The organism is Myxococcus hansupus, assembly GCF_000280925.3.
GTDB lineage: Bacteria > Myxococcota > Myxococcia > Myxococcales > Myxococcaceae > Myxococcus > Myxococcus hansupus.
Window position 1 is genome coordinate 6,337,185 of the sequence record NZ_CP012109.1, and the last position, 24,024, is coordinate 6,361,208.

A 24,024-nucleotide genomic window follows, 5' to 3' on the forward strand; every position below is an offset into this window, starting at 1 on the left:
AAGAGCGCGCCCCATGGATACCGTTCTCCTCCTGGTGGCTGGCAGCTTGCTTGCGCTCGCCGCGCTATGGACGCTGCGCGCGGTGATCGGGCCCCGCCAGCGTGCGTCCACCTACGTCGAGCTAGCACTTAGTGTGCCGGTGCTGCTGGCGCTTTACGGGCTGCTCTTCCTTTCGAGCGTGGACGCCCAGCAACGCGTGGTCCTCATCCTGCAACCGCCCGTCGAGGAGCGGCTCTCGGGACTGCTGGACCTCGATGCTCCGGGGCTCCTCTGTGCTGCCCTCCGCCTCACCTCCGAGGCCATGGGAGAGAATGCCGTCGAGGAGCCGCAGGAGGACCCTTTCACCGACGGATGCAGTTCGGCGCTTGAGTCTGCGCGACTGGGCGGGCGCATTGATGACGCACTCTCCCACGCGACCCTGCTGCTGGAGCGTCGCCCCTTCTGGCAGAAAGCGCTGGATTACCTGGAGGGGCGGTCGCTCCGTGTGGTCGTGCTCGTCCGCGATCCGGAGAGCTGGCGCCAGTCGCAGCAACGACTCGACTTGAGGGCGCATTCGAAGAGGCTCGAGGCCACCGGTGCGCAGTTGCTGGTGGCGACGAACCGGGCCGACCAAGCTCCCCCTTGGGAAAGTAAGCTCCAGATCGCGCTGTTGTCGCGACGAATCTCTCGCGAGCAGAGACCGGAGCTGCAGTTCCGTCTCCGGCTCGTCGGCCCGCATCCCCAAGGTGCGCTGGCGGTGTCATGCGTCCTGGGCGGGGACTGCCTCGGCGGGGCCTCCTGCCCCGGTGGGAGCGCCTGTATGGCCGGAGCCTGCGTCGTGCCTTGCAACGCTCCGTCCTGCGAGGCGCTAAGACCGCGCTTCCGGTTCCATGCCCTGCCAGCGAACCTGACGCCGGACCCAACGCCCGGCGGGGATTCCTGGCTCCTCTCCCCATCAGGCTTCGGGCCATGGACCATCGATCACTTTGACCCGGGGAAATTGGCTCATGGCCGTGAATGGATCCCGCTGCGGTGTGAGGTCGGCACCATCCAGCCTCACAGGGTGATCGCCACGGCCACCACGGCTGTCTTCGTCGACGCAGCGAAAGTGCCGGTGATCTCTCCGGGGAGGGGGCACTTGGCGCCACAAGCCGGCATTGAGCCAAGCCTCCCCGACGTCAACAAGCGCCACCGGCTCTTCTTCTACGTGACGAAGAGTGCTGAACCCATGGTGGCAGAGGCGGCACGGGCGATGGTCTTCGACGACCTCGCGCCGGAGGACTGGAAGTCGCAGTGTGCCGTGCTGAAGCGCTCTCTGGAGACTGGCGTTCCTACGGTGGTCGCTGGGCTCTCATCCCAGGACATCTGCACAGGCACTGATCTGGGAGTGCGGCATCCGTCCCGGCTGAGGAACGTGTTGTTCGACCGGCGTCCGCAGTTACATGTCGACTTCGACCGGTCGCGGTTGGGGCGTTTCCTCTCGCCTCCCAAAAACCCGGGCACTTCGATCGTCGTCGAGAAGCTCGACGCCTCCCCCAGCCATGACCTCCTCGTCAAACTCCAGATTCGCATCATTCACGAAGCGGTGCGCCTTGCAAGGGATCTCCACGTGCTAGAGACCTGGGCTGAGACCTCCTCTGAGGATGTGCTCGTTCCCCGCAAGCCGAAGCTTTCCACGTATGAGGTGTTCACCCCGGACTCAAGGCTGCGCGAGCAGGAGTTGCTGGCGAATCGTCCCGACGGGGACAAGACGGGCGCGATGCTCGCAACGTCAAGCATCCCCTCGCGATTGGCGGCACTTCCCATGCCGAGCGTGGACACCCATGGACTGCGGCGCGCGGGCATCCAGGACTCTATCGTCCTGTTTGCATACGTCCATGACCAGTGCTTCGCGCCTGCAGACGTGGAGAGGGCGGCCGAGTACCTGTCCTGGGGAGCCAACCTCTCGGTCATCCCGATCCGGCTCGACTTCCAGTTGCGCAAGCCCGAATGCCCACCTGGAATGGGCACACAGGATTCGTTGCTGGGGACGTTGAAGCGAATCGCGGCAGCGGGCGGAACGAAGGCGGGACCGGTAGGAGAGCAGCTTCAGAGGCGGATCATGATCTGGACAGGCGAGCGGTTCCAGCCACTGTCTGCGGGGCTGTCCAATGCCTCCGTCGAAGCCACAGCCGTGACGCTCGACACCACCACGACCATGGCGACAGCACTAGCTCGGCACTGGGAGGAGGTACTCAAGCCGGACCGCTACCGCATGCGCGTCGTCGGGACGGGGCGTTGGATCGACGAACGGGTGCTGGACCCTGGCCAGAGCGAGTCCGAGGCGTCTCCCGCCGTTTCGCGCGGAGGTGCTCCCTTGGTGTTCGAGGCGCTCGAGACAACCTCGGGCTCTGCGCGCCCGCTGCTCCAGATTGCCGAGGGCATGAGCCCTCGGAGCCCGGGCTGGACGGTGGGGCTCAGCACCTTCTCCGTAGCCGCGCCCGTGCTTGTGCTCGGCTACTCTCCATTGGAGGGGCGCAAGGGTGACTTCCCCTATCCGGTTCACTGGCGCGCGGACCCAGGAATGCGCCTCTCCGTCGAGGGGAAGGAGGACCGCTTCGGGCCGAGGCGGCTGGTCGACGCTGTTTCGCTGTGGACCGACGTGCGTCCTACGGTGACGCGCAGCCCGCGGATCGAGGCGGTCTCCTACCGTGACGAGACGATCCGCCTTGAGGTCAGCCAGTATCTCCCCCTCTCGAAGGGAGAGGCCGCGCAGAGCACCGCCCTGGTCGTCGGCCGGACGGGATTGAGCGCGAACGTAAAGGACTGTCAGGGCTCGCCCCAAAGGCTCCGGCTCGCCCAAATCCTCCCAGACCGGAGCGCCTTTGTCTTCGAGCTACCACTCGGATCGCGAGCCGCGCTCTGTGGCGAGGCGAGCTGCCGGCTGACCCTGTGCCGCGCGGAGTGTGCGGGCGCCAACCCGCCCAGCGACTGCGAAGCGGTGGACTCCTTCTATGTCCCGGCAGCGAAGCTCCCAGAGCGAAGGTGGGCAGACGTCGACGTGCTAGAGCAACTGTTGGCGCTAGCGCGCTACTCCGGTGGAGGACTACTCAACCCTGCCGTGCCCGCCAGGTCGGCGCTGCGCTCGCGGTTTCTGATCGCCCTCGCACTCTCGCTCGCAACCCTGTGGACCCTGGTCGTCATTGCTCGCTGGCTTCGCACGAAACGCGTCACGCAGACGGCAACGCAAGCAACGCAGAAGCTGCGGCTGGATGAGGTCGCGACAACAGTGCGGGAGGCGGGGGAGAACCTCGGGCACGCGTCCCCCCGCCCGCCAGCGGGCCCGCTGGCGACAGTGCGCCCCATGGAGGCGGGCGACCCCTTCAGGAATATAGTGCGCAGCGACTTCCTGGCAGCAGTTGGTCTGCTGCCCGACGTTGAGGGTGGGCTATTGCCACGAATCGTGGAGCGCATTCGCGAAGAGCCGCGCCGAATCAAGGTGGTGGTGAACGTGGGCGCGTCGATGCGCGTCCCCACAGCACCGGGGAGCCCCCCTCCGAAGCTCCTGGGGGCCGCACGGGTGGCGGCAGCCGTCTCGCAGATTGCCTGGAGTGGCCACGCCGAGGTGACGCTGGAGGCGGTAGGGATGGGCGCGCCTCGGCTCGAAGGGCCCCACACAGTGTCCCCCGCGGATCAGTTTGTCGAGTCCTTCATCCTCGATGCAGCCCGCCGCACTGGCAGCCCCGTGCTCCGTGCTCCGCTCGCTGCGGACGAGGGCGAGGCAATCGTCTACATCTCGGACCTACTTAACGAGTCACTCCCCGAGCTCAGCGCGCGGATCCAGGCTCTGCAATTCGATGGCTCTCCAGTGTCCGTAGTCCACGTGTACTGGCCAGGCGAGTTCGAGCTCCTCGAGAGCGGCCTCGACATCGGGAACGGGATGCTGGTCGCGAGGGGCGGTCACACGCCAGAGACCTTGAAACGCGAGCATGAGGGATTCGTGCGAGAGCTCAGAGCGGCGTGCGGAGAGGCCCGGGGTGGATTGCTAGTGGTCGCGGCCGACATCGGGGCGGGCCAAATCGTGAATGCGGTGATGGAGAGCGACCTGGGAGCGATCTTGAGATGAACAGCTGGCGATGGCTGGAGGGCGCGACGGACGAGGTGGGGAGAGTGTTGCTGCTCGCCGCGGCAGCGGCGGTCCTTCTCTCGGCCCTGGCCGCCCACATGCCGGCCCGTGTGCCTGGTCCGCTGACGGCGCACGAGCGGGCCGCGGCGCGAGGCGGGCGCTGGGCGCGCTCCCTCGGGCTCATTGGCATCACGCTCTCCGCACTCTCCGCGCTCGCTACGCTCGCTGCCTTGTTCCCTCCTGCCGCGCCCAAAGCGATGGTGCTCATCAGCCGGACGCGGTCGAACCCGCCCTGGACCGAGTTGCCAACCTCGCCCGAATGTGCCGCCGCGCTCGAACAGCCCGCCGTGGATCTCGGAGACGTCGTGGATGGGGCGCTGGAGTCACTAGCGGGTCGGGAGCCCCCCTGGAACGGGGAGTGGTCCGACAACGCCCTCGCCCGGTGGCTCGCCGGCACAATCGATTGGCGCGAGCTCGAGCTTCCCATCGATGCGGCGCAGTTGGCGAACACCTCGGGCGGCGTGGGCAGGCCGGATCTACCGGAGTGGTTCATCCAAAGCGTCGAGCTCACGGCCGTGGCTCGCGCAACGAGGGCAGCCAACGTCCCCATAGTGCTGCTGGCTGCCGGGGAGTCGACAGACGCGGCGAGCCTTGATCTTCTCGCCGACTATCTTACCCAGCGTGGGACTCTGCTCTGCGCGTTCGGCGGTGGAGGCGGAGCTGGCCCCTCTCTCCGGCCGAGCCTCCAGAGGCTAACGCGAGCGCGGTTCTCGACCGAAGGGGTGCCCGCCCTCCGTGTTTATGCGCTGATCACGGGTCAGCTGCTGCAGCCCGCCCGCTTCGAATTCCAGCTTGCGGTGGGGGGCGCGCAACAGCCGAGCGCCTCGGCTGCGCAGGCAACACCTATCGGGATGATCTCGGTCATTGCGCCCGCCGATGGGTACACCAGCCGCATCCTTCCCGTGTGCATCTCCGCGGGAGGCTGTGGCGACTGGACGCAGGCAATAGTGCCACTCGCCACCCTGGAGGAGCTCGCTCGCGCCCTTGAGCGTGGCGACGACGTCGCCCTCGAAGGGAAGGGATTGCTTGCGCCGGGCCACCCGTCCAGCCGGGTCGTCCTCGCGGAGGCGGAGGCGCGGATTGAGGTCCGAGGTCCCACCGGAGGCAGCCCGCCCCCCGAACTCGCGCGGTGGCTGAAGCTCGAGACTGAGCTGCACGGTGCCGCTCTGTCGGCGTACCGGAGGGACCTGGCGGCGGGAGGGATTGCCCGACTGGGGACAAGCACCAGCGCACGCAAGGCGCTCGTGTCTGTTGAAGGCGATGCAGTCCTGGTCGCTGCGACGGGCGAGGGGATCGCGAAGGCGCGGGAACGCCTGATCCAGCTCTCCACAGGGACGGGATTGAGCAACGCTCCCGCTCGGCGCACTCGAATCATCGAGGCCCATGCTGGCGGTGAGACCCTCTTCTCGCTGCTCAATGTCTCGCTGCCCGGGACAACGACAAGTCAGCTCAAATGGCCCCTGAAGCAGGCGCTGGCCGTGGAGGCGAGCGGGTCTTGGCCGGCAGGTGCGAGCAACTCCCGCGTGGCGGTCGGCGGAATCGCTGAGCGCTCGAGGAAGGGGGGAGTGCACTTCGTCATCCTCAAGCTCACGCGTCGTCAGCTGCTCAATGGGCCCGACGCCGAGGTCATCACGCGGTTTGCGATTGCGAGAGCACTCGCCTGGGCGGCGACAGCGGTGACCGACCCAGACGCGATGACGCCCCCCTTGATTATCGCGGATGGGGCGGGCGCGAGCCGTCCAGCGGCACCGCTGCTCAACGATGGCGAGTTGGACGAGTCATTTCACGTCGCTGTACGCTTCTTCGACGTAGCCTGTGCACTGCTCGTCGCCTGTTACTTGCTCTATCGGCGTCAGGTGGGAGCCGCGCCGCCTGGGCGAGGAGATCGATGAATGCGCTGGTATGTCCTGCTCATGCTGGTGGGTGCCTCTAGCGCGGACGCACAGTCAAGTGCGACGGGCGTGAGACGCGAGGTAGCCCGGAAGTATTGCGACGCGCTCTTCAGCGGTGATGTGAGCACCGCCCTGGAGCTCTCGTTCGAGCCTACGGTGGATCAGAGGCGCAGCATCGAACTCCTCGCCGTGCAAGGGCGAAGTAGGCGCCGGGTGGTGGAGGTGCTGAAGCTGCACGATCAGCAACTGAAGGAGTTCTACCCACGCGAGGAATGTGAGCAGTTCTCTCGTTCTCCCGAGACCAGGAAGACCGTGGATCGCTACGTCCTGTCGGCGCCGTTCGAGGTCGAGCTGAGACGCAAGGGAACCCGATGGTTCGTGGTGCAGCCAGCGACCACAGAGACACCACATTGCTGGCATGCCGCGGTCCTCGCGGTGTACGAGAAAGCGGTGACCGCAGCCATCGCGGCTGCACAAGGCGGGGCTGCAGCAGAGAAGGTAATGAACGGCTACGCCTCGGCTGTTGAGAATGCACTCGACCAACCGATGGACTGTGAACGCGGCTCCCCTTGAGGATGCTCCGCCGAAGCATTGCCCTGCGAAATGCGGGTGACCCGAAGGAGAATGGTATGCGATTCATAACTGGCTCATTCCAGCAACTTGTGGTCGTCGCAACAACCATTGCATTTTTTGCGGGTGAAGCGCTCGCTGCCAAGCGGCCTAACCCTGCTGAGTGCCTACTCTTCGAGTCGGAGTTCAAAAAGGTGGAGTTCCGAGTCAAGAAGGGTCTGACCGCGACCGCGCTAAAGAAGGAGCAGCTTCAGGACCTGCGCAAGCTCCGCACCGACCTGCAGAACGACTCCTGGTGGGCGAGCAGCGACTGGGCCGTTGTCGTCGCGGCCGTCGGTGCCTTCGCAGGCAAGACGGTCGACACTTTTTCCCTTGCGGCAGGTCCCTACGGGCCGATGGTGGCGAGCTTGTACAGCGCAGCGGACACGGCGGTACGTAAGGGGTGGAATGAGAACGACCCCAAGGCCGCCGCGCGAGCCATCGTTCAGGACGAGGTCCTGGAGCGAGTTGCGGGAGCTGCGGGCGTCAACGTTAACGCGCTCTGGACGTCGGTGAAGGTGATGCGCAAGGCGTATGAGTTCAAGGATCTCGAGAAAAACGTGCAGCAGCGGGACGAGGTCCGAATGGTCGTGCAGCAGCAACTCCAGAACATCGACGCAGCGTTGAAGCGACTTCAGAAGGACCTTGACGACCACACCAGGGCCGAAAAGCAATTGGAGGCGCTGCACCAACAGATGCAGAGCGACCTCAGTGCGTGTGCGAGCCGATGATGGCACGAAGGGCCGCCGCTGAGTCCGTGTGTTCACGGGCCCGCCCGACGCGGATGGGCCCTGTGTCTTGCTGAAGTCCTCGGCCAGCTTTACCCAGGGTACCTGGCTGCACCTGCGATTGGACGTCAACGCCAACGGAGACGTCGTCCTCAAGGCCCTCCAGAATGACTTGGCAGCGCACCCGCGCGGCACGCCTCCCGACTGGCATCCCGTACCGGGCATGGCCGACCTTATCGACGACGGCCAACGTCTCGAAGCTCTCCGGCGTCCACACGGTGTGGCGTCCGCCTGGAGCTCGTCTCCTCGTGAGGTGTCGCTATGGCCACGGTTGAGCTACCCGCCCTCTGCGTCGCCACCGTCTCCCTCTTCGCCGAGACGCGCCGCCCCCTCCTCCTCAACCGTGCTCCGAGGAGGCGGACGTCCCCATCGACACCACGCTGGGGCTGGAGGTGGTGGACGTCGGCGTGGACGGCATTGCTCGGGCAGCGACGCGCGTCTGGGTGGACGAATTCCTCGCCTTCGAAGGCGGGGCTGACGTCGAGGTGCAACCCGCCTTCGCAGGGCCTCTGGCGGAGGTGACGCAGACGGGGGATACTCTGCGCGTGGTGCTCCACCCGGCCGTGCCGCTGGACAGCCAGGCCACCGTCTCCGTCCGCGTCGTATCGGCCACGGCGGGCGGCGCGCACCTCCTCGACGACACGTACACCTTCACCATGGAGGACAGGACAGCGCCCCGTCTCTTGGGTGCGCAAGCCGTGGGGCCGAAGTCGGTGCGCCTCGCATTTGACGAGGACGTTCGGGCGCCACCCGCAGCGCGCTTCACCTTCACACCTCGCGGCGCACCCGCAGTCCCGGTGGCCGCCACCGAGGCCGCAGCGGAAGGCGCCCTCGTCCACCTCGCCCTCGACACGGAGCTGACGCCGGACGTGGTGTACGAGGTGAGTGTAGAGGGCGTGACGGACACACACGGCAACCTGGTGCTCGCCCCGCACCATCGAGCCACCTTCACGGGCTTCCGGCCGGCCAGGCCGCCCTCCCGGCACTTCCAGCTCTGGGACATGCTGCCCCGCCACAACCGCCGCGCCGACGTGACGGGAGACTTGCACCGCTTCATCTCCTGCCTCCAGGAGGTGACGGACTTGCTCCTCTCTGACTTGGACGCCTTCCCCGACGTCTTCGACTTGGAGCGCGCGCCGGAGGCCTTCCTGGACGCCATCCTCCAGGACTTGGGCAACCCCTTCGCCTTCGAGATGGACGTCCTCGCCCGGCGCCGCCTGGCCGCCATCCTCACGGAGATGTACCAGCAGAAGGGCACGGCCCTGGGCCTGCGCAACGCCATCCGCTTCTTCCTCGGCATCGAGGTGCGGGCCATCTCCCCCTTCGCCTCGGACACCCTCGTGCTGGGCGAGTCCGAGCTGGGCGTCGACTGGGTACTGGGCCCTTCGGAGCGCTTCGCTCGCTACGCCTTCAACATCGAGGTGGAGCGTCTCCTCTCCCAGGCGGAGCGCCAGCGCCTGCGCACCCTCGTCGAGTACCTCAAGCCCGCCCACACCCACTTCGTGGACCTGGTGGAGCCCCTGCCGCCCGTCCTACCGGAGCACTGGGAGCTGGGACTCAGCGAGCTGGGCGAGACGTCACGCCTACATTGAACGACATCTCCAAACAAAGACCGCAAAGGCTGGCGCGATAGCAACTTCAACTGCTTGTCTCAAAAAACGAGCGCTACTTGCGACTGACCTCACTCCGTGCCAGAGTCTAGATCACATAGGCAAAGACGACTTCCTTGCCGTCAGTGGAGTAAACCCAGAAGGGGTGCGAATCCGTCGCAAGACGGTCGCACCCCTTTTGTCGTTTCCAGTACGGAGTTTCCAAATGAAGCGGCGCAAACCACGGCAACAATCCCGAAGGTCCTCCAATCAATCCCCTCTCTCCCTGCATACAGACTCCAATGCAGCTCTCCTCAAGGAGGCTATTTTTTATTCAAGAAGACCCCCTGCAGCCTATCTGGGCAACACTCTAGCCATTCTCATCGCCAATCAGGTCAGTCAAAGAGCAAACAACCCCCAACTCACAATGGCGCTAATTGGACTCGGCACCCTAGCCGCAAGCACCCGAACGCGAGGCCAAACCACTGATTTTCTGTCTAGTTTTGGATTTCGGCTTATCTCCGAATCCTTGACTGCACGCGCGCAAGCACATGTCCCCGATATTGAGTCGTAGGGCTTTGTCCTCTTAGGAGGACAAAACCGTGGCGAACCGGCTGGACTTTTTTCAGGCAGCGCGTGACGGAGGCCGAGCTGGACTTGGCCTTCGCGCAGTTGGAGCAGGCGGACCGAAACCTCGCCGCGGACTTGGGCGTCCACGGCGTCATCTCCGGGGCAGTGCCCGCGCCGCACTCCCCCGTGCCCAACCTCACCGTCGACCTGACGGCCCCGGGCCGCGCCTACGACAACCTCGGCCAGCGCATCTTCTTCGGCACCGGGCAGACGGTGGACTGCGCTGTGGACTTGTCCGGCATCCCCACTGACGTCTCCACCTCCGGCAGCGAGCGGTGGCTAGGCATCTTCCTGCGCTTCACGCGCCTGATGTCCGAGCCGCGCACGGACGGCAACTCCCAGCAGGTGTACTTCCGCCGCGACGAGTCCTTCGAGCTGGTGGTGCGCCAGGCGCCGGAGGGCCTCGTAGGCCAGGCGCCCAAGCCCGCCATCCAGCCGGACGAGTTGCTGCTGTGTGACGTGCGGCGCCGCCCCGGACAGACGCAGATTCTCGCCGCGGACTTGGACACCTCCCGCCGCCAGGCCTTCATCTTCGCGCGCGGCACCTCAGTGGCCGTGGAGAGCGGCACCTGGGACGTCCTCAGCCCCAGCTCCGCGACGGTGCAAGCGACGCTGGGCGAGGTGGACGCCGAGTTGGCCGGGCACTTCTCGGGTGCCGCCCGAAGGCATGACGCCAGCACCGTGGACTGCAAGCCCCGAGGCTTCATCACTGGCACCACCGTGCAGGAGGCCGTGGACGACGTCGCGGACAAGCTCTCCTCAACCGCCGCCGGCACACCGGGCGCATCCCTCGTTGGCGCGGACGCGGTACCGGGCACGCCCAACCCGCTGCCCGCGGGCACCGTGGACGCCCAGCTCTCCTCCCTGCTGGGGTTCCTCAACGCCCACCAGGGCGCCGCCACCGGGGCCCACCACGCCAGCGCCGTTGGCGCCACGCCCCACGGCTACGTCAGCAGCACCAGTGTGCAGGCCCAACTCCAGGAGGTCGTCACCCGCCTCGGTGAGACGACGGCCGGAAGCCCTGGGACGTCTCGCGTCGGAGGAGACGTGCTGGCCGGTACGCCCCATTCCCTTGCCGCCGGCAATCTGCGGCAGCAGGTGGCCGCGCTGCTGGGCTTCCTCAACGGGCACGTCACCCAGGGGGCGGGGGCCCACGCGGCCTCCGCCGTCTCCATCGCGGACACGGGAGAGTTCCTCGGTGCAGGTACCGTCGAGGCAGCCCTCGCTGAAATCCTCGCGGCCTTCAGCAGCGGGCACTACCGGAGCAACGAGACGGCGGCAGGCCAGCACAGGGCCATTCTCCAACCCAGGCTGGGCTCCGGCCGCGTCCTCCTCCTCGACGCCCTGGGCGTTGGAGGAGCAGCCGCGCGCCTTCGCCTCTACGCCGACAACGACTCGGTGTGGTTCACCCTCAACGCCGCCTGGAATGGCAGCGCCTGGGCCCGGGACACCTCCGGAGCGGCTGCAGGCGGCTTCCGCCTCTCGCGCAATGAGGCGGAGTTCCTCCACGACGCCAGCCTCACCGCCACCTTCGCCACCTGGACGCGCACGTTGCGGCTCCCCCTGAGCAGCACCACCAGCAACACCTCCTTCGAGTTGGCGGGCAGCGTGCGCGAGGTGGGCCGGCTCGGCGTCCAGTACAGCAACAGCGACACCGCCGCGCACGACAACCTGTCCGGCGGTGGCTCGGTGACGTTCCGCAGTCGCTTTCCCACCGCGCCCTCCTCCATCACCCTGAGCCCCTACGCCTCCGCGGGAAGCTTCGTCGGCAATCCCATCGTCATGGTGCCGGACAGAGACGGCTTCGCCTTCTATTGCCACCAAACAATCTCCGCGCTGGGAGCCACGTACTGGTTCGGCGCGTACACCGCTGTCGCGTGAGGACTCCGCCCATGGCCATTCATGAAGTCACCACCGAGGACGTCCTTCAGCGCTGCGCCCGGTGCGGTAGCGGCAACCGCCTCTCCATCGACTCCCTGGAGGTGGGCGTCGCGCGCCGGGAGGACGTGGACGACAGTCTCGTCCAACTTCCGCCCTGCCCCACCTGCCGCTCCACCGAGGTCCTCATCCGCGCGGCCGTAGGCGAGCCGGAGCATCCAGCGCCAGGCAGCTTCGGGCACCTGCACCGACTCCTCGTCGGCCATGTCCACGCGGAGCTCGTCCAGCGCGAGCGCCTGCACAGGGGCATCAAGCCCAAGGGGGGCAGTGCCAGCAAGGTGGTGGTGGTGCGGCCCCTGTCCCAAGAGACGCGCGAGCGCTGGTTCCCCCAAGGCCTCCGAATCTTGGTGCCTCCCGACGAGCAGCCCCACGCGCCGGAAGAGTCCAGTCAATAGACATACACTGCCAGCAAAACAGAGCCCCGATGCGCCCGCGAAACCCCGGGCGCTGCGAATCCCTCCCCCCTCGACTTGCTATGCCCCCAAGACAGAGCGTGTATGTCTTCACGCGCTACCCACTGCGCGCCAGGGAGACACGCATGGTTATCGGCATCGACACCACCTACATCGGCAATGAAATCCCCGGACTCAAGGGGAAGAAGGTCCGCATCTTCGCCGTGTTGCACGGCGGCCTCCGCCCTGACGCCGACCCGGACGCGGATAACTACTACGCGGACACCGAGGAGAAGCTGGCGCGCCTCGGGGGCGTCACGGCCGAGGACCGCATCGACGCTGCCTCCATTCGCCCGGGCGGCACCACCTCCTTCGTGCATGTCGACCCGCGCGCCATCGATTTGGAGTGCTTCGCGCACCTGCAAAAGCCTCGCGGAGAATGACTTGCCATACGCGCGAAACAGAGCGCGTATGTCTCACGCGCGCCGCCCACGGCGCACGGAAAGACGAAACAATGACATCCCGCAAGCCACGCCCCGTAAGCCCCCCGAAGCCTGACCCGGCCCTCGAAGAGACTCTTGGGCGCATTGCGCACGAGACGCTGAACATTGAAACCTTGAAGACACGCAACAGCGACAGTCTCGACTTTCACGAAGTGCCGGTGTGGCGGCTGAAGAAGGCCCTCAACGCGGCCTACCAAGCCGGTCTGAGCGCCGCCAGCAGCCCCCGCAGCAAGTAGCGCCTCCCCTCACCACTCACGCCCCGTTCAGCGGGGCAGCCGCGAAGGAGGGCCGCCGGGCCGCCCACCTGAATGGCAGACGTGTACCCACGGCCCGGAAAGGAACAACCACCATGCCTCGCAACGCTGCACCGAAGACGAAGAAGCTGGAGTCCATGAACCTGACGGAGCTGCGCGCCCGCTTCCGCGAAGTGGTGGGCGAGGAGACGCGCAGCCCGAACAAGAAGTTCCTCATCCGCCGCATCGAGGAGTCCCTCGCCGCCAAGAAGCGGCGCAGCCCCTCCCGCCGGGCGACGGCCACCGCCCCCAGCGCCCCTCCTCCGGCCCCTACTGCACCGGCCACCACCTCGGCCGAGGGCACGCAGCCCGCTCGCCAGCGCGGGCGCTTCGCCGGCGTGTCGCTGCAGCAGTTGCAGGAGAAGTACCGCGAAGTCGTCGGGCGTCCGACGGGCAGCAGCAACGTCTCCTACCTCCAGTGGAAGATTCGGGAGGCGGAGGCTGGACGAATCAACGTAGGCCCGCGGCCCGCGCGCGAGGTGAAGGTGCGCGAAGACGGCAAGCGCGTCATCCCCCTCTCCTTCGACGCGGGGGCCCTGGAGGCCCTGGACAAGGCCTGGCGCAACGCGGGCATGCCGAGCCGGACGGAGTTCTTCCGGCGCGCCATCCGCCGCTACCTCGTCGACATGGGGGCCCCGGAGGTCGCTGCCCTCTTCGCCCCGAATGAGGACGAGCAAGGCCCGGCATGACGACAAAGGAACAAGCCACCGACGCCCTTGTGTCGGTGGCACTTCGCAAGGCGCTCTCGGGAGCCCGCGTGGAAGTGAAGCTGGCCCTCCCCGACTCCGGCGCCGAGTTGCAGCCCGAAGTCGAAGTCACCTTTCCGCAGCGCACCTCCTCGCGGCAGCGCAACGCGGCCCTCCTCCTCCTCGCCGCACAGGTGGAGCTGCACACCCCGGCGCAGGAGCACTGGCTCGTCGAATCGGAGGTGCTCGACGACGGGCTCACAGGCCGCGTCCACCTGCTGTTACTCGGGGACGGTGGCCCGCGGCCGACTCGTGACGAGGCAGAGCGAGGGCTACAAATCCTGCACAAGGCCCTCCGCTGACATGGGCATGCGGGGCGGCAGAACAAGCTGCCTCCCCGCCGCCCACTCAATGAAACATACAGCACCACAGGTCCAGAGAAGGACTTGATACACCCGCCAACCAGAGCGTGTATGGCTTTCGCGACGGGCAACGAAGCGCCGCGCAAATCCACAGGAACGCACGTCATGACCACCTCCCCCAAGCCCCTCCACCTTGTCCAGATGACGGTGGTTGACTTTCAGAACACTACCCTGCGCCTGGACCTCGCCACCAGCCGGTACGGCACGCCTCAACCGCAGTTGGACGTCATCCTCCCGCGCGGCTCAACCCACCGGCATCTGAGCGCGACGCTCCACGCCCTGTCAGCCGACCTGGAGCTACGCACGCCCTCTGCGGAGCGGTGGATTGTGCAGAGCGAGCGCCTCCTGGAGCCGAACCACGGCCGCATCTACCTGGAGCTGTCCGAGGGGGACCATGCCGAGGCCATGCGCGGAATGATGCTCCTCGGCACCCTGCTGGGCTAAACGCAAGAGCCAGGGGAATCCGCGCCGCAGCACCGCGCGGGTTCCAGGCCAGACGAAAGCCGCCCAGTCTCGCGGGTGCACCGCACGCCAGCGCCTCCTCTGAAACTCAACTTGAATTGCATCCCCAGAAGAGCGCGTATGTCTTTCGCAACGGGCAACGCCCCGCCCCACAGAACGCGAGGACAACGGTGGCCGCAACGAGCCAGCAGTCAATGATGGTGGGAGAGCGCACCGCGCGCTATGGGATTCCCCAGCCGTACATCGAGGTGCGCTTCCCGAGGGACACGCACCAGCGCACGTTGAGAGCCGCGCTCCATCGCCTCTACGCCGACGTCGAGATGGCAACCCCGGAGGGAGCGCTCTGGAATGTGCACATTGAGTTCCTCCCGGACATCCTCATGTACTCCGGTGGCCGCGCGTACTTGGAGCTTGGCGAGGGCACTCCGGAGGAGAACGAGCGAGCGACGGCAATGCTCAAAAGCCTCGTGGGTTGAGCCCTCCTGAGAGCCCCTCGGCAGGCGCCACGCGGAACGCGCGCCCGCCAGCAGCCCGGCGTAGGCAGGAGGCTCCTCCGGCTGAGCCTGCCGCTGGGGCGGGGGAATCCAGCCTGGAGTGTATCGCCCCCGCATCCCGGCTGCCGAGGCAATCACACACACTGGAATTCCGCCGACCGCCCCAACCCAGGCAGACTTGCCGCACCCGCCCTGCAGACGGCCGCCGCGCAACCTCGCGAATTCTCGCAACTATTTCAAACACACAAATATCACCAACCCAGACATCGAAGACGACTTGCCTCATCCGCGCACCAGAGCGTGTATGCGTTTAGCGACGGGCGCCACAGCCCCGCGCGAACGCGAGAGGCAAACCCCATGAGGACGCTCCGGTTTGGAATTGAGATTGAGACGGTTGGCGCCAGTCGCCAGAAACTGGCCAACGCGATTCAGAGCGCGGTGGGCGGACAGATTTCCGGCGACTACCGGGGCATGCAGGTGACGGACGCCCAGGGCCGCGCCTGGAAGGTGGTGCCGGACGGCTCGCTGAGCGGGGGCGATTACAGCGGCGAAATCGTTTCCCCCATCCTCACCTACCAGGACCTGGAAGCCTTACAGCAGGTGGTGCGCGCCGCCCGCGAGGCCGGCGCCCGCGCCGACGCCTCCACCGGAATCCACATCCACGTCGACGGCAGCCGCTTCGACGCCAAGAGTGTCACCAACCTCGTCAAGATGGTGCACAAGCAGGAGCGCCTCCTGGAGACGGCCCTCGAGGTGAGCGCGGCGCGGTTGAGCCGCTTCTGCAAGCCCATCGACGGGGCCTTCCTCCAGCGGCTGGAGGCCCGGCGTCCGCGCACCCTGCAGGAGGTGAATGAGGCTTGGTACGGGCGCCGCAACAGCATGCCCAGCCGCTACGACTCCAGCCGCTACCACGGCCTCAACTTAAACAGCCTCTTCTTCCGGGGCACCATCGAGTTCCGCTACTTCAACGGCTCGGTGCACGCGGGAGAGGTGAAGGCCTACGTCCAACTGGTGTTGGCCCTGGCCTCCCGGGCCCTGGCCTCCAAGGCCGCCTCCAGCAAGCGCCGCGACTTCAACCCCGCCACCGCCAAGTACGACTTCCGGGTGTTCCTCCTCCACCTCGGCCTCATCGGCGAGGAATTCAAGACGGCCCGCCTCCACCTCCTCAAGAAGCTGGAGGGCAGCGCGGCCTGGAAGGGCCAGCGCCGCGACCGGCGCGGCTCGGGTGGGGGGGAGGACGGCTCGCCCGGCAGCGAGGGCACGCAGGACGCACAGTGCGGCACTGAGGGCAGCGCGCCCACCGAAGCCATGGCCGCCGCGTGACGGGGCCTTCGCGGGCGCCACGGAGCCCTGGCGCCCGCCTGCGCTCGCGACAGGGCCCCGGGAAAATCCGGGCGCCGGGCTCCCGCCTTCCTGCGGTCCCCGCCCCTCGCAAACAGCGCTTGCCTCAATGGCGAACCAGAGCGTGTATGTCTTTCGCGAAGGGCGGGTGCCCCTCGCCAACACAAGAGACGCACCAATGAAAGCATACGGAATCACCCGCAAGGACAGAGGCTGCTGTCCGGGGCACGGCAAGTTCCCCGTCGAGAAGTACCGCGGGCGCCTCTCCCGGAAGGCGCACACCCGAGGGACACGCCTCGCGCACCGCCGCGCTCGGGCCTGGGAGAGGGCAGAGCTCTTCAACGAGAGGCGGAACGCCTCGCGTAGCGACAACGGGAGGTAGGCCCCGCCGCGCTGGGCGGCGAACCCACCCCAGTACGCCTCTCCACCACGGAGGCACCGCACCAAGGCCCTGCAAGCGCCCTGGCTGACAACGACACCGGCGGGCCGCGCGCCCGCCCTCCACGGGAGAATCCCCATGCTCTACTTCGCCTACGGCTCCAACCTCGACAGGGCGCAAATGCGCACGCGCTGCCCCGGCGCCACCGTCGAGGCCCGGGCCACCCTTCCCGGCCACACCCTGGTGTTTGGCGGGTACAGCCGCCGCTGGGGAGGGGCCGTCGCCAGCCTCCATCGGGTGCGCGGCGCCCACGTCGAGGGGTTGCTGTACCGCCTCACCCCCGAGGACTTGCGCGCCCTCGACGCCTTCGAGGGGCACCCCTTCGCGTACCGGCGCGCCACCCGGCTGGTAACGGACAGGGCCGGCCTCCGCCGCCGCGCGCTGGTGTACCTGCAGCCCGAGGCAAGCATCGAGTCCTGGCCGCCCGCTGTCCGCTACTTCCGCGTCCTCTGGCACGCCTACGGACGCCTGGGCTTCAACCGCGCCGCGCTCGCGGACGCCCTGGGAGGTGCGGCGTGAAGCGCACTTCCACCGCAGCCACGCGCGTCTTCGTCTACGGGACGCTGCTGTCCGGCGAGCCCAACCACCGCCTCCTGCGCGGCGCACGCCGTATTGGCTCAGCGCGGACGCAGCCCCGCTTCAGCCTCTACGACTATGGGCCCTTCCCCGCCCTCGCCTCCAGGGGCAAGCACGCCGTCGAGGGAGAGGTGTACGAAGTCGACACCTTCATTCTGGCCGCGCTCGACAGGCTCGAAGGCCACCCTCATTTCTACCAGCGCACGTCCATTGCCCTCGACGGTGCCGGCCGCGTCGAGGCATACCTTTTCCCCAAGGCGCGGCTAACAGGTCGCCCCACAATCAAATCCGGCTGCTGGCGCACACACCTGAAGGAGAAGAAGTCATGGTAATCGTCATGCGAGACGGACGTGTCTTCCAGGGCACGGCCGTCCAAATCGTGAAGGGTATGCAGGACATCGCATTCGGCGTGGAGCGCCTCTCGCTTCCTGAGTACATCGACTGGGTGGTGGCCAATGCCCAGCGCGTCGAGTCCGTCGCGCTGCGCGTCCAGGGTGAAACCGGCGACGAGAAGGCCGCCTCGCTGGTGCAAGAGATGCTGCGGACAGGCCTAGCGGCGCGAGGGTAACAGTGGGTCGCGCCTGCTCCGCCTCCGCCGCGAGCACAACCCCACACGCCCAGAGCCGCATCGTGTTGTAGATGCTCACGTCCAGCGCATCGAGGATGGCGTCGCAGCTGGTCTGGGCATCCTGGCCGTTGGCGACGAGGCCCTTGGAGAGCTGCATCCGCGCCGTACGCTCACGGTTTGAGACGGCGCGGTGCTGGCCCTTAAACGCTCTGAAAAAGCCGATGTCACTGAAGCAACGGTATGCAAACGAAGCGCGGAAGCGCGTAACAGGTGCAGCAAGCCCCTGTCACGCGGTCTCAGCGCCGCTTCTTCCTCAACCGAAGAAGACGAGTGCGTCGTTCGAGCAAGGATTGACGCTCCTGTTCGCGAAGCGCTTCGGGATCATCACCATGCGCTCGAAGCATGCGATCCATTTCTCTATCCACCGCCCGTACGAATCGCGCCTCCGCCTCCTCGGTAAACCCGAACGGGAACGTTCGTGGCAGGAGCAGAGAAGGGTGTCCTAAGAACCGGAGTTCGTCCGCGATGGGCTCTAGCAGGACTCTCGCGCCTTCAATCGCCACCCACAGCGCCTGCACCGAGTCCACGCCCACCGCATCCGCCTTGAGCTTCGAGGGGCCAATGCCTACCACCTCGTACTTGCAGACATAGTTGCGTCGAGAGCGGACGGGCTTAAACCACCGGACCTCAATGTTTCCAGAGCCGTCCGCCCACTCATACTTTCTGGTTGCAACAATCACTCTTGGCATGAAGGCCCTCAGTTTCCGAAGTAGTTATAGCACCAGTTGTTGCAGGCACTCTGGCTCGAGTTCTCGTTCGCGTGGCAGATCATCCTCAGCTGGATGTCGGAGATTTTATCGCAGAACCTACGCCATGCATGAGGGAAACCCGAGCGCCGCGAAGCCGCACATGCATCAAGACACTGGGAGAGGGGTTTGCGTCCGTCCTTGCTGAGCTCGTCGTCTCCGTCGCCCTCGCGGCAAACCGGCTCCGCAACTGGCTTGACGGGAGTGTCTCTCGGGAACCAAGTGAATGGATTGCAGTATGGGTTCCCGGTAAGCGTGCAGATACCGTACCCCACACCAAAGCCTAGCACTCCCGCGATGCCCACTGCTGCCGCGCCGCCCCCAGCGCCAATCGCCCCGCCTACCCCAGCCGTAGAGCCGCCTCCGGCGCCGACGCCAATGCTGATGCCGGAGATGATGGCTTCGTTCCCATCAGGGTCGACAAAGCCTAAAGGGTTGTTGAGCGCGTACCCGTAGACCGGCGCGCTGAGCCCCGCCATAACTTGCGCCCGGACCCACTCCGGGTCCGTGGCCATGGACTCCGGCTGCAGGAACCGACTCATATCTGGATCGTAGTAGCGAGCTCTGAAGTAGTAGAGGCCGGTGCCGTCGTCCTCCCGCCCGATGAAAGCCTGCGTGTTGCCGACAGCATCCCCGGTGTGCGCCGTCGCACCATAGGGTGCATACGTGTACTCCGCGGTCAGCGCCCCCGTCGCATCCACCAGGGCCACCGTCGAGCCGAGCACGTCGGTGAAGTAGTCCCGCGAGCCCGTGGAGGTCGTCCGGCTGAACACCTCGTCCATACCCAAGCCCGTCAACAGGCGGGTGGTACTCCCTCCGCGCTGCTCCTGGATGATGTTGGTCCCGCTGTAGAGGTAGTCCGTCGTCACCCCCGCCACCGACTTGCGCATGCGCCGGCCTGCGGGCTCATAGGCGAACTCCGCGAGAGAGGCCAGGCTGTCACTCACTCGGGTGAGGTTGCCTCGCGCGTCCCAGGTGTAGGTCCTGAGTCCGTCCGACTCAAGGTTACCATTGGCATCATGGGCGAGCGTCCGGCCCTTCCAAGACGTCAACTGGCTGGCTGCGTCGTACGTCATCCCGGAGACCGCATCTGGGAGCCCGGTACGGGCATAGGTCCCTCCGACGGAGACGAGGTCGCCGTTCAAATCGAAGGTGTACGTCAAGTCGCCCAGGAAGGTAGTCCCTTGGCGGTACTCGATACGCTTGAGTCGGCCATCGGAGTAGCTGTAGTGCTGAGACGCCCCACCTGGCAGGGTGACGGAGGTGCGCCGGCCCGCAGCGTCATATGTGAAGGACACCGTGCGACCGTCCTGAGCGATGGAGGTCAGCCGACCCGCAGCATCGTATGCGTAGGTGCTCTGCGCCTGCCCCGAAACGCCCATGCTCGTCAGGCGGCCCGCGACGTCATAGGTGGAGTCGATGGTGCCGTTGGACGACACCTGCTGCAGGGGCCGGTTGAGCACGTCATAGGTGAAGGTGGTAACCGGCCCCAAGCTGTCCTCGATGCGACTGAGCCGCCCGACAGTATCATACTCATACGAGATTGTGCTGGTGTAGTCCTCGGGGGTGGCCGGGGTAGCGCCAAAGCCCTTCAGCACCAGCCGCCCCAGGGAGTCGTAGGCCCAGCCACTGACCTGCCCCTTGCGGTCCTGGAAGTTCTTCGCGCGGCCTGCGCTGTCGTAAGTGTATGCCTCGGTGCGGCCCAGCGGGTCCATGCGCTCGGCCAGTAATCCCAGCGCGTTGTAGCTATAGAGCGTCTCCTTGCCCCGAGGGTCGCGAACCCGCGTGAACCTGCCGGTCTTGTCATAGGTAAAGACTGTGACGTGACCGAGAGCGTTGGTGTGCCGGGTGAGCCGGTCGTGCGCATCGTACTCGTAGCGGTCCACCTGTCCGCCGGGGCCACGACGGGCCACGGCGCGCCCAAGCGCGTCGCGGAGGAACTCCGTGGTCCGGCCGGCCCCATCTGTCACCGCGACGAGGTCCGCGCCTTCGTATGTGAGGGTGATGGGCTCCTCCGTACCGGCACGCATGGTACGCACCCGCCCATGGGAGTCATATGAGTACTCGACGTTCCGCCCCGTTGCGTCCTCAAGCCGATTGAGACTCCCCTGGGAGTTGTAATGGTACCGGGTTATGTGGCCCAGCCCGTCCTTGAAGGTGGCGACTTGGTTGTCCGCCGTGTACGTATACTCCAGCGAGAAGGCCTGGGGCGTGCCCGCCAAGCGCGTCACCTTCGTCAGGTTTCCATGGGCGTCATGCTCGAACTCGGTGCGCCGGCCCTGGGGGTCAATCTTCGCCGTCCGGCGGCCGTTGGAGGGCGCCAGTTCGAATGCCGTCACCTGCTCCTGAGGCGTGCCCAGAGGATACGCGTCATAGATGATGTAGCCCGAATAGAACGTCACCCGCCGCGTCTGTCCAGAGCGGTCCTTGATGTCCGCGACGTTGACTTGGTCGCCTTCGCGCACGTTGCAGGGCCCGTTGGGCAGACATTGGGAAATCATCGACATCACGTAGGTGAATTCGTACGTGCTGCCGTCCGACAGCGTCTGCTTGGAGATGCGGCCCTTTGTCCCGTACTCGTTCTGGACGACAAGCCGGTCCTCCGCGTCCACCACGGTCTCCATGTAGTTGCTGGTGTTGTACGTGTACCTGCGGACGGCCCCCGTCGCATCCGTGACGTGGGTCAGCCGGCCCTGGGGGTCATAGGCATACGTGACGATCCTGCCGGCGTGGTCCTTCGCCTGGAGGACCAGCCCCACCTGGGTGCCTGTGCCGTTGGTGAACTCCACATAGCGGCCTGAAGGCCCGGTGATGCGGGTGATGGGGCCGGAGTTTCCATTCTGGCGCGTAAGGGTCACGACGTTGCCGTTGCGGTCAGTCATCCGCTCCAGCCGGTGGGCATGGTTGAACGTCCAGCGGCGGCCGTCACGGAAGCTAAGGTCCCAGCCCTGCAACTCGGTGTTGAAGACGATGCGCGAGCCGGCCCATGGGCCCGGGTACGTCGTGGCGAAGACCGCCGACGAGGCGCCCGTCCCAGGCGAGATGCGCTCATAACGGATGCGCGTGCCGTCGGGGTTGACCAACTCGTACTCGGTGAAGTCGCTTGAGGACCGCCAGAGGAACCTCTCGTAGTCGCTGGTCATGCCGACGCCGAACTGCCGGCGCGTCAGGTCCAGCGAACGGTAGGTGCGCTCCACGCGCAGGGGGATGAGGTCCGCGACGGAGAGGTCCACTTCGCGGAAAAGAAACTGGCCGGAGGAGAGTTGGACGGGGTCTCCGCCCGTCAGGCTGCCGGGGCTGCCAGCGGAGCCGCCACCACAGTCGCCACCACCGCCCGCCCCTCCCCCACCAAGGCCACAGCACTCGGTGTTGCAGCCACCGCCCACGGGAGGCGGCGGCGCGTCCGGGTTCGTGAACCCCGCGCCGACGAAGCCATACAGGGCCACCCCGTCATCGGGAATCACCTGGCGCCCGTCCGCGCTGACACTGCCCAAGCCGTAGGCATGCCAGCCGCTGCCATTGGCGTCGTAGTTCCAGAAGTTGGCGCGCGCCCCGGGCAGTTCGCCCCGGTAGTTGGGATAGTACAGCTTCGCGCCGCTGAAGCCCGGCGTCAGGCCCTCGAAGCGCGCATCCCCCGGCTGGAGCGTGAAGTACAGCGGCATGTCCAGATTGGGCAGCGGGAAGGGAGTCTGGTTGATGGGCAGCGGAGTGATGTTGATTTCGGTGAGCAGGTTGCCCTCGCGGTCGCGCACCACCGTGCCCGGAGGCAGCCGCAGCTCCAGTCCGGGGATGGCGGGCGTCGTTACCGTGACATCCTCCGTCGTAGGGCTGGGAATGGAGACGGTACCCTGCGGATCCAACCGGGGCATCCACACCGTGTGGCCAAGGGGATTGGTGACGCCGTCCTTCACGTCCACGTGCATGAAGAAGAGGCCGTAGCGGACGTCGCCGTGATTGGCCGTCTGGCCGTTGACCTCCAGCGTCTGGCCGCCCTGATTGAGGCCCTCCACGAGGAAGCGTCCCTTCGCGTCCGTCACCGTGGCCACGCCATGCACCACGATGCGGACACCCGCCAGCGGCTGGCCATTGAGGCGCAGCACGCGCCCAGAGAGGGCGGTGATACCCGGCGCCGCAGTCAGCGGTTCCACCGCCTCCACCTGGGGCTCGCTCGAACGCCAGTTCCCCGTGAAGTGCTCCGGCCCCGGCAGCCAAGTCTCCCCATCATCGAAGAAGGGACGCTCGGGCGCGAGCCACTCATAACGCCCATCCGGCAGTCGCCGTTCCGTGGCCCGCAGGGAGGCCACGGGTTGGGCCTTCGCCTGCGCGCGGCTCGACCTCGGCCGGGGGAGGCGCGCGTCCGGGCGTGCCTCTCCCGGAGCCAGGCTCGCGGTGGTGAAGCCCACCGTGGTGAGCGGCAGCTCCAGGCCGCCCTCGCCCTTCAGGCCCTGCGCGTAGAGCGTGTACGCCGTCGCAGGCAGGAGCGACTTCGTGGGAAGGAAGAAGAGCAGCCGTCCGCTCTCCGCGAGCGTGTGACGGCCCGCCACCGAGCCCACCGGTCCCATCAGGCTGACGGTGCTCCCGCTGGCCTCGGACACGGGCTGGCTCAGGCGCACGGCCAGCAGGGTATTCACGGGCACCGAGATGGCCCGGTCCGCGGGCAGAGAGCCCGCCACCGCGAGCGCAGCGTTCGGCTTGGGCAGTCGCTCCAGTTCGGCTGCGTCCACCCGGAGGAACGTCTCCCGCGCCGGGTCGAAGAGCTCCGCGGTGGGTGTCGCGCCCGGCGCATCCCCGCCCCACAACAGCACCCGGCCATCCGGCAGCAACACGGCCGTGTGGCCTGCGCGGGCCACCTGCATGCGGGAAGGTAGCCGCGTCACCATGAGCGTGCGCGGGTCCATGAGTTCAGCGGTGTCGCTGTCACGCGCGTCGGATGTCTCGCCACCTGTGATGAGTACCCGCCCATCCGTCAGCACCGTGGCCGTGTGCCGGGCACGCGGCTCCAGCCGGAGCGCTTCCTCGTCCGCGAAAGCGCGACGCTCCAGCGAGAACCACTCGGAGGTCGCGACTAGGCGCCCAGAGGCGTCCCGGCCTCCCGTCACCAGGATCCGGCCATCCGGGAGCACCGTCGCGGTCGCGTGGGAGCGCGCGTGCCGGAGGCCCGGAATCAGCGGCTCCAGGGCCCCATCTACGCCCTGGATTACGGAGTCGCGCGAGGAGGTCTCGCCGCCCAGCAGCAGCCAGCGCCCGTCCGACAGGCGCGCCGCGCCGCGACCTTCTCGTTGAGGGGACCGGTCCACGGTCAGCGGCCGCACGAGTGCGTCCGGCACCACCGCGAAGGGAGCTTCTTCCGCGCAGCCACCCATCACGCCCGTCAGGGCGAAGCAGGCGGCCGCGAACACACGTCTGGCTCGATGCATGGTCTTTCCGGGTTGAAATAAGGAGGAATGGAGAT

19 protein-coding genes are annotated in these 24,024 nt (G+C 66.8%); 17 read left to right on the forward strand and 2 right to left on the reverse strand.

Annotated features, from left to right (window positions below; genetic code table 11):
- Nucleotides 1-13 precede the first annotated feature (13 nt).
- The 17 genes from A176_RS24650 to A176_RS24735 all read left to right on the forward strand — a co-directional run bounded on the left by A176_RS24650 (nucleotide 14) and on the right by A176_RS24735 (nucleotide 17,766).
- The gene (locus A176_RS24650) at nucleotides 14-4,084 is read left to right on the forward strand and encodes a hypothetical protein (RefSeq protein ID WP_002637948.1); all 4,071 of its coding nucleotides are present in this window, start codon (nucleotides 14-16) and stop codon (nucleotides 4,082-4,084) included.
- The gene (locus tag A176_RS24655; RefSeq protein ID WP_002637947.1) at nucleotides 4,081-6,036 is read left to right on the forward strand and encodes a hypothetical protein; all 1,956 of its coding nucleotides are present in this window, start codon (nucleotides 4,081-4,083) and stop codon (nucleotides 6,034-6,036) included. The genes A176_RS24650 and A176_RS24655 overlap by 4 nt, the downstream gene beginning before the upstream one ends.
- Entirely contained in the window at nucleotides 6,037-6,609 is a 573-nt protein-coding gene (locus A176_RS24660) for a hypothetical protein (RefSeq protein WP_044891127.1), read from the forward strand.
- Between the two features lie 56 nt (nucleotides 6,610-6,665).
- Entirely contained in the window at nucleotides 6,666-7,376 is a 711-nt protein-coding gene (locus A176_RS24665; protein ID WP_044891128.1) for a hypothetical protein, read from the forward strand.
- Nucleotides 7,377-7,840: 464 nt separating this feature from the next.
- Entirely contained in the window at nucleotides 7,841-9,025 is a 1,185-nt protein-coding gene (locus A176_RS24675) for an Ig-like domain-containing protein (protein WP_226993977.1), read from the forward strand.
- 633 nt (nucleotides 9,026-9,658) lie between these two features.
- Nucleotides 9,659-11,533, forward strand: a complete 1,875-nt coding sequence (locus tag A176_RS24680; RefSeq protein ID WP_002637944.1) for a hypothetical protein — start codon at nucleotides 9,659-9,661, stop codon at nucleotides 11,531-11,533.
- Between the two features lie 11 nt (nucleotides 11,534-11,544).
- The gene (locus A176_RS24685; RefSeq protein ID WP_002637943.1) at nucleotides 11,545-11,985 is read left to right on the forward strand and encodes a hypothetical protein; all 441 of its coding nucleotides are present in this window, start codon (nucleotides 11,545-11,547) and stop codon (nucleotides 11,983-11,985) included.
- Nucleotides 11,986-12,128: 143 nt separating this feature from the next.
- Nucleotides 12,129-12,425 (forward strand): hypothetical protein, encoded by a 297-nt coding sequence (locus A176_RS24690; protein ID WP_002637942.1) that lies wholly within the window; start codon nucleotides 12,129-12,131, stop codon nucleotides 12,423-12,425.
- Between the two features lie 173 nt (nucleotides 12,426-12,598).
- Complete coding sequence (locus A176_RS40800) at nucleotides 12,599-12,721, forward strand: DUF6900 domain-containing protein (protein WP_002637941.1); 123 nt, start codon at nucleotides 12,599-12,601, stop codon at nucleotides 12,719-12,721.
- 113 nt (nucleotides 12,722-12,834) lie between these two features.
- A complete protein-coding gene (locus A176_RS24700) occupies nucleotides 12,835-13,467 on the forward strand; it encodes a ribbon-helix-helix domain-containing protein (protein ID WP_002637940.1) in 633 nt (210 codons plus the stop codon).
- Nucleotides 13,464-13,826: a hypothetical protein gene (locus A176_RS24705; protein ID WP_044891131.1), complete on the forward strand. Its 363-nt coding sequence runs from the start codon at nucleotides 13,464-13,466 to the stop codon at nucleotides 13,824-13,826. The genes A176_RS24700 and A176_RS24705 overlap by 4 nt, the downstream gene beginning before the upstream one ends.
- A gap of 165 nt (nucleotides 13,827-13,991) precedes the next feature.
- Nucleotides 13,992-14,330, forward strand: coding sequence for a hypothetical protein (locus A176_RS24710; protein WP_021781636.1), 339 nt, complete (start codon nucleotides 13,992-13,994; stop codon nucleotides 14,328-14,330).
- A gap of 188 nt (nucleotides 14,331-14,518) precedes the next feature.
- Nucleotides 14,519-14,824 (forward strand): hypothetical protein, encoded by a 306-nt coding sequence (locus A176_RS24715; protein WP_226993978.1) that lies wholly within the window; start codon nucleotides 14,519-14,521, stop codon nucleotides 14,822-14,824.
- Between the two features lie 375 nt (nucleotides 14,825-15,199).
- Nucleotides 15,200-16,165 (forward strand): amidoligase family protein, encoded by a 966-nt coding sequence (locus A176_RS24720; RefSeq protein WP_002637936.1) that lies wholly within the window; start codon nucleotides 15,200-15,202, stop codon nucleotides 16,163-16,165.
- A 535-nt stretch (nucleotides 16,166-16,700) separates the two neighbouring features.
- On the forward strand, nucleotides 16,701-17,141 hold the full coding sequence (locus tag A176_RS24725; RefSeq protein WP_002637935.1) for a gamma-glutamylcyclotransferase family protein: 441 nt from the start codon (nucleotides 16,701-16,703) through the stop codon (nucleotides 17,139-17,141).
- Entirely contained in the window at nucleotides 17,138-17,530 is a 393-nt protein-coding gene (locus tag A176_RS24730) for a gamma-glutamylcyclotransferase family protein (protein ID WP_002637934.1), read from the forward strand. The genes A176_RS24725 and A176_RS24730 overlap by 4 nt, the downstream gene beginning before the upstream one ends.
- A gap of 5 nt (nucleotides 17,531-17,535) precedes the next feature.
- On the forward strand, nucleotides 17,536-17,766 hold the full coding sequence (locus A176_RS24735) for a hypothetical protein (RefSeq protein WP_002637933.1): 231 nt from the start codon (nucleotides 17,536-17,538) through the stop codon (nucleotides 17,764-17,766).
- Between the two features lie 296 nt (nucleotides 17,767-18,062).
- Here the strand turns inward: A176_RS24735 and A176_RS38795 are convergent, their stop codons facing one another.
- Nucleotides 18,063-18,515: a DUF6968 family protein gene (locus A176_RS38795; protein WP_144429599.1), complete on the reverse strand. Its 453-nt coding sequence runs from the start codon at nucleotides 18,513-18,515 to the stop codon at nucleotides 18,063-18,065.
- Between the two features lie 8 nt (nucleotides 18,516-18,523).
- Nucleotides 18,524-23,989: an RHS repeat-associated core domain-containing protein gene (locus tag A176_RS24740; RefSeq protein ID WP_002637932.1), complete on the reverse strand. Its 5,466-nt coding sequence runs from the start codon at nucleotides 23,987-23,989 to the stop codon at nucleotides 18,524-18,526.
- Nucleotides 23,990-24,024 lie beyond the last annotated feature (35 nt).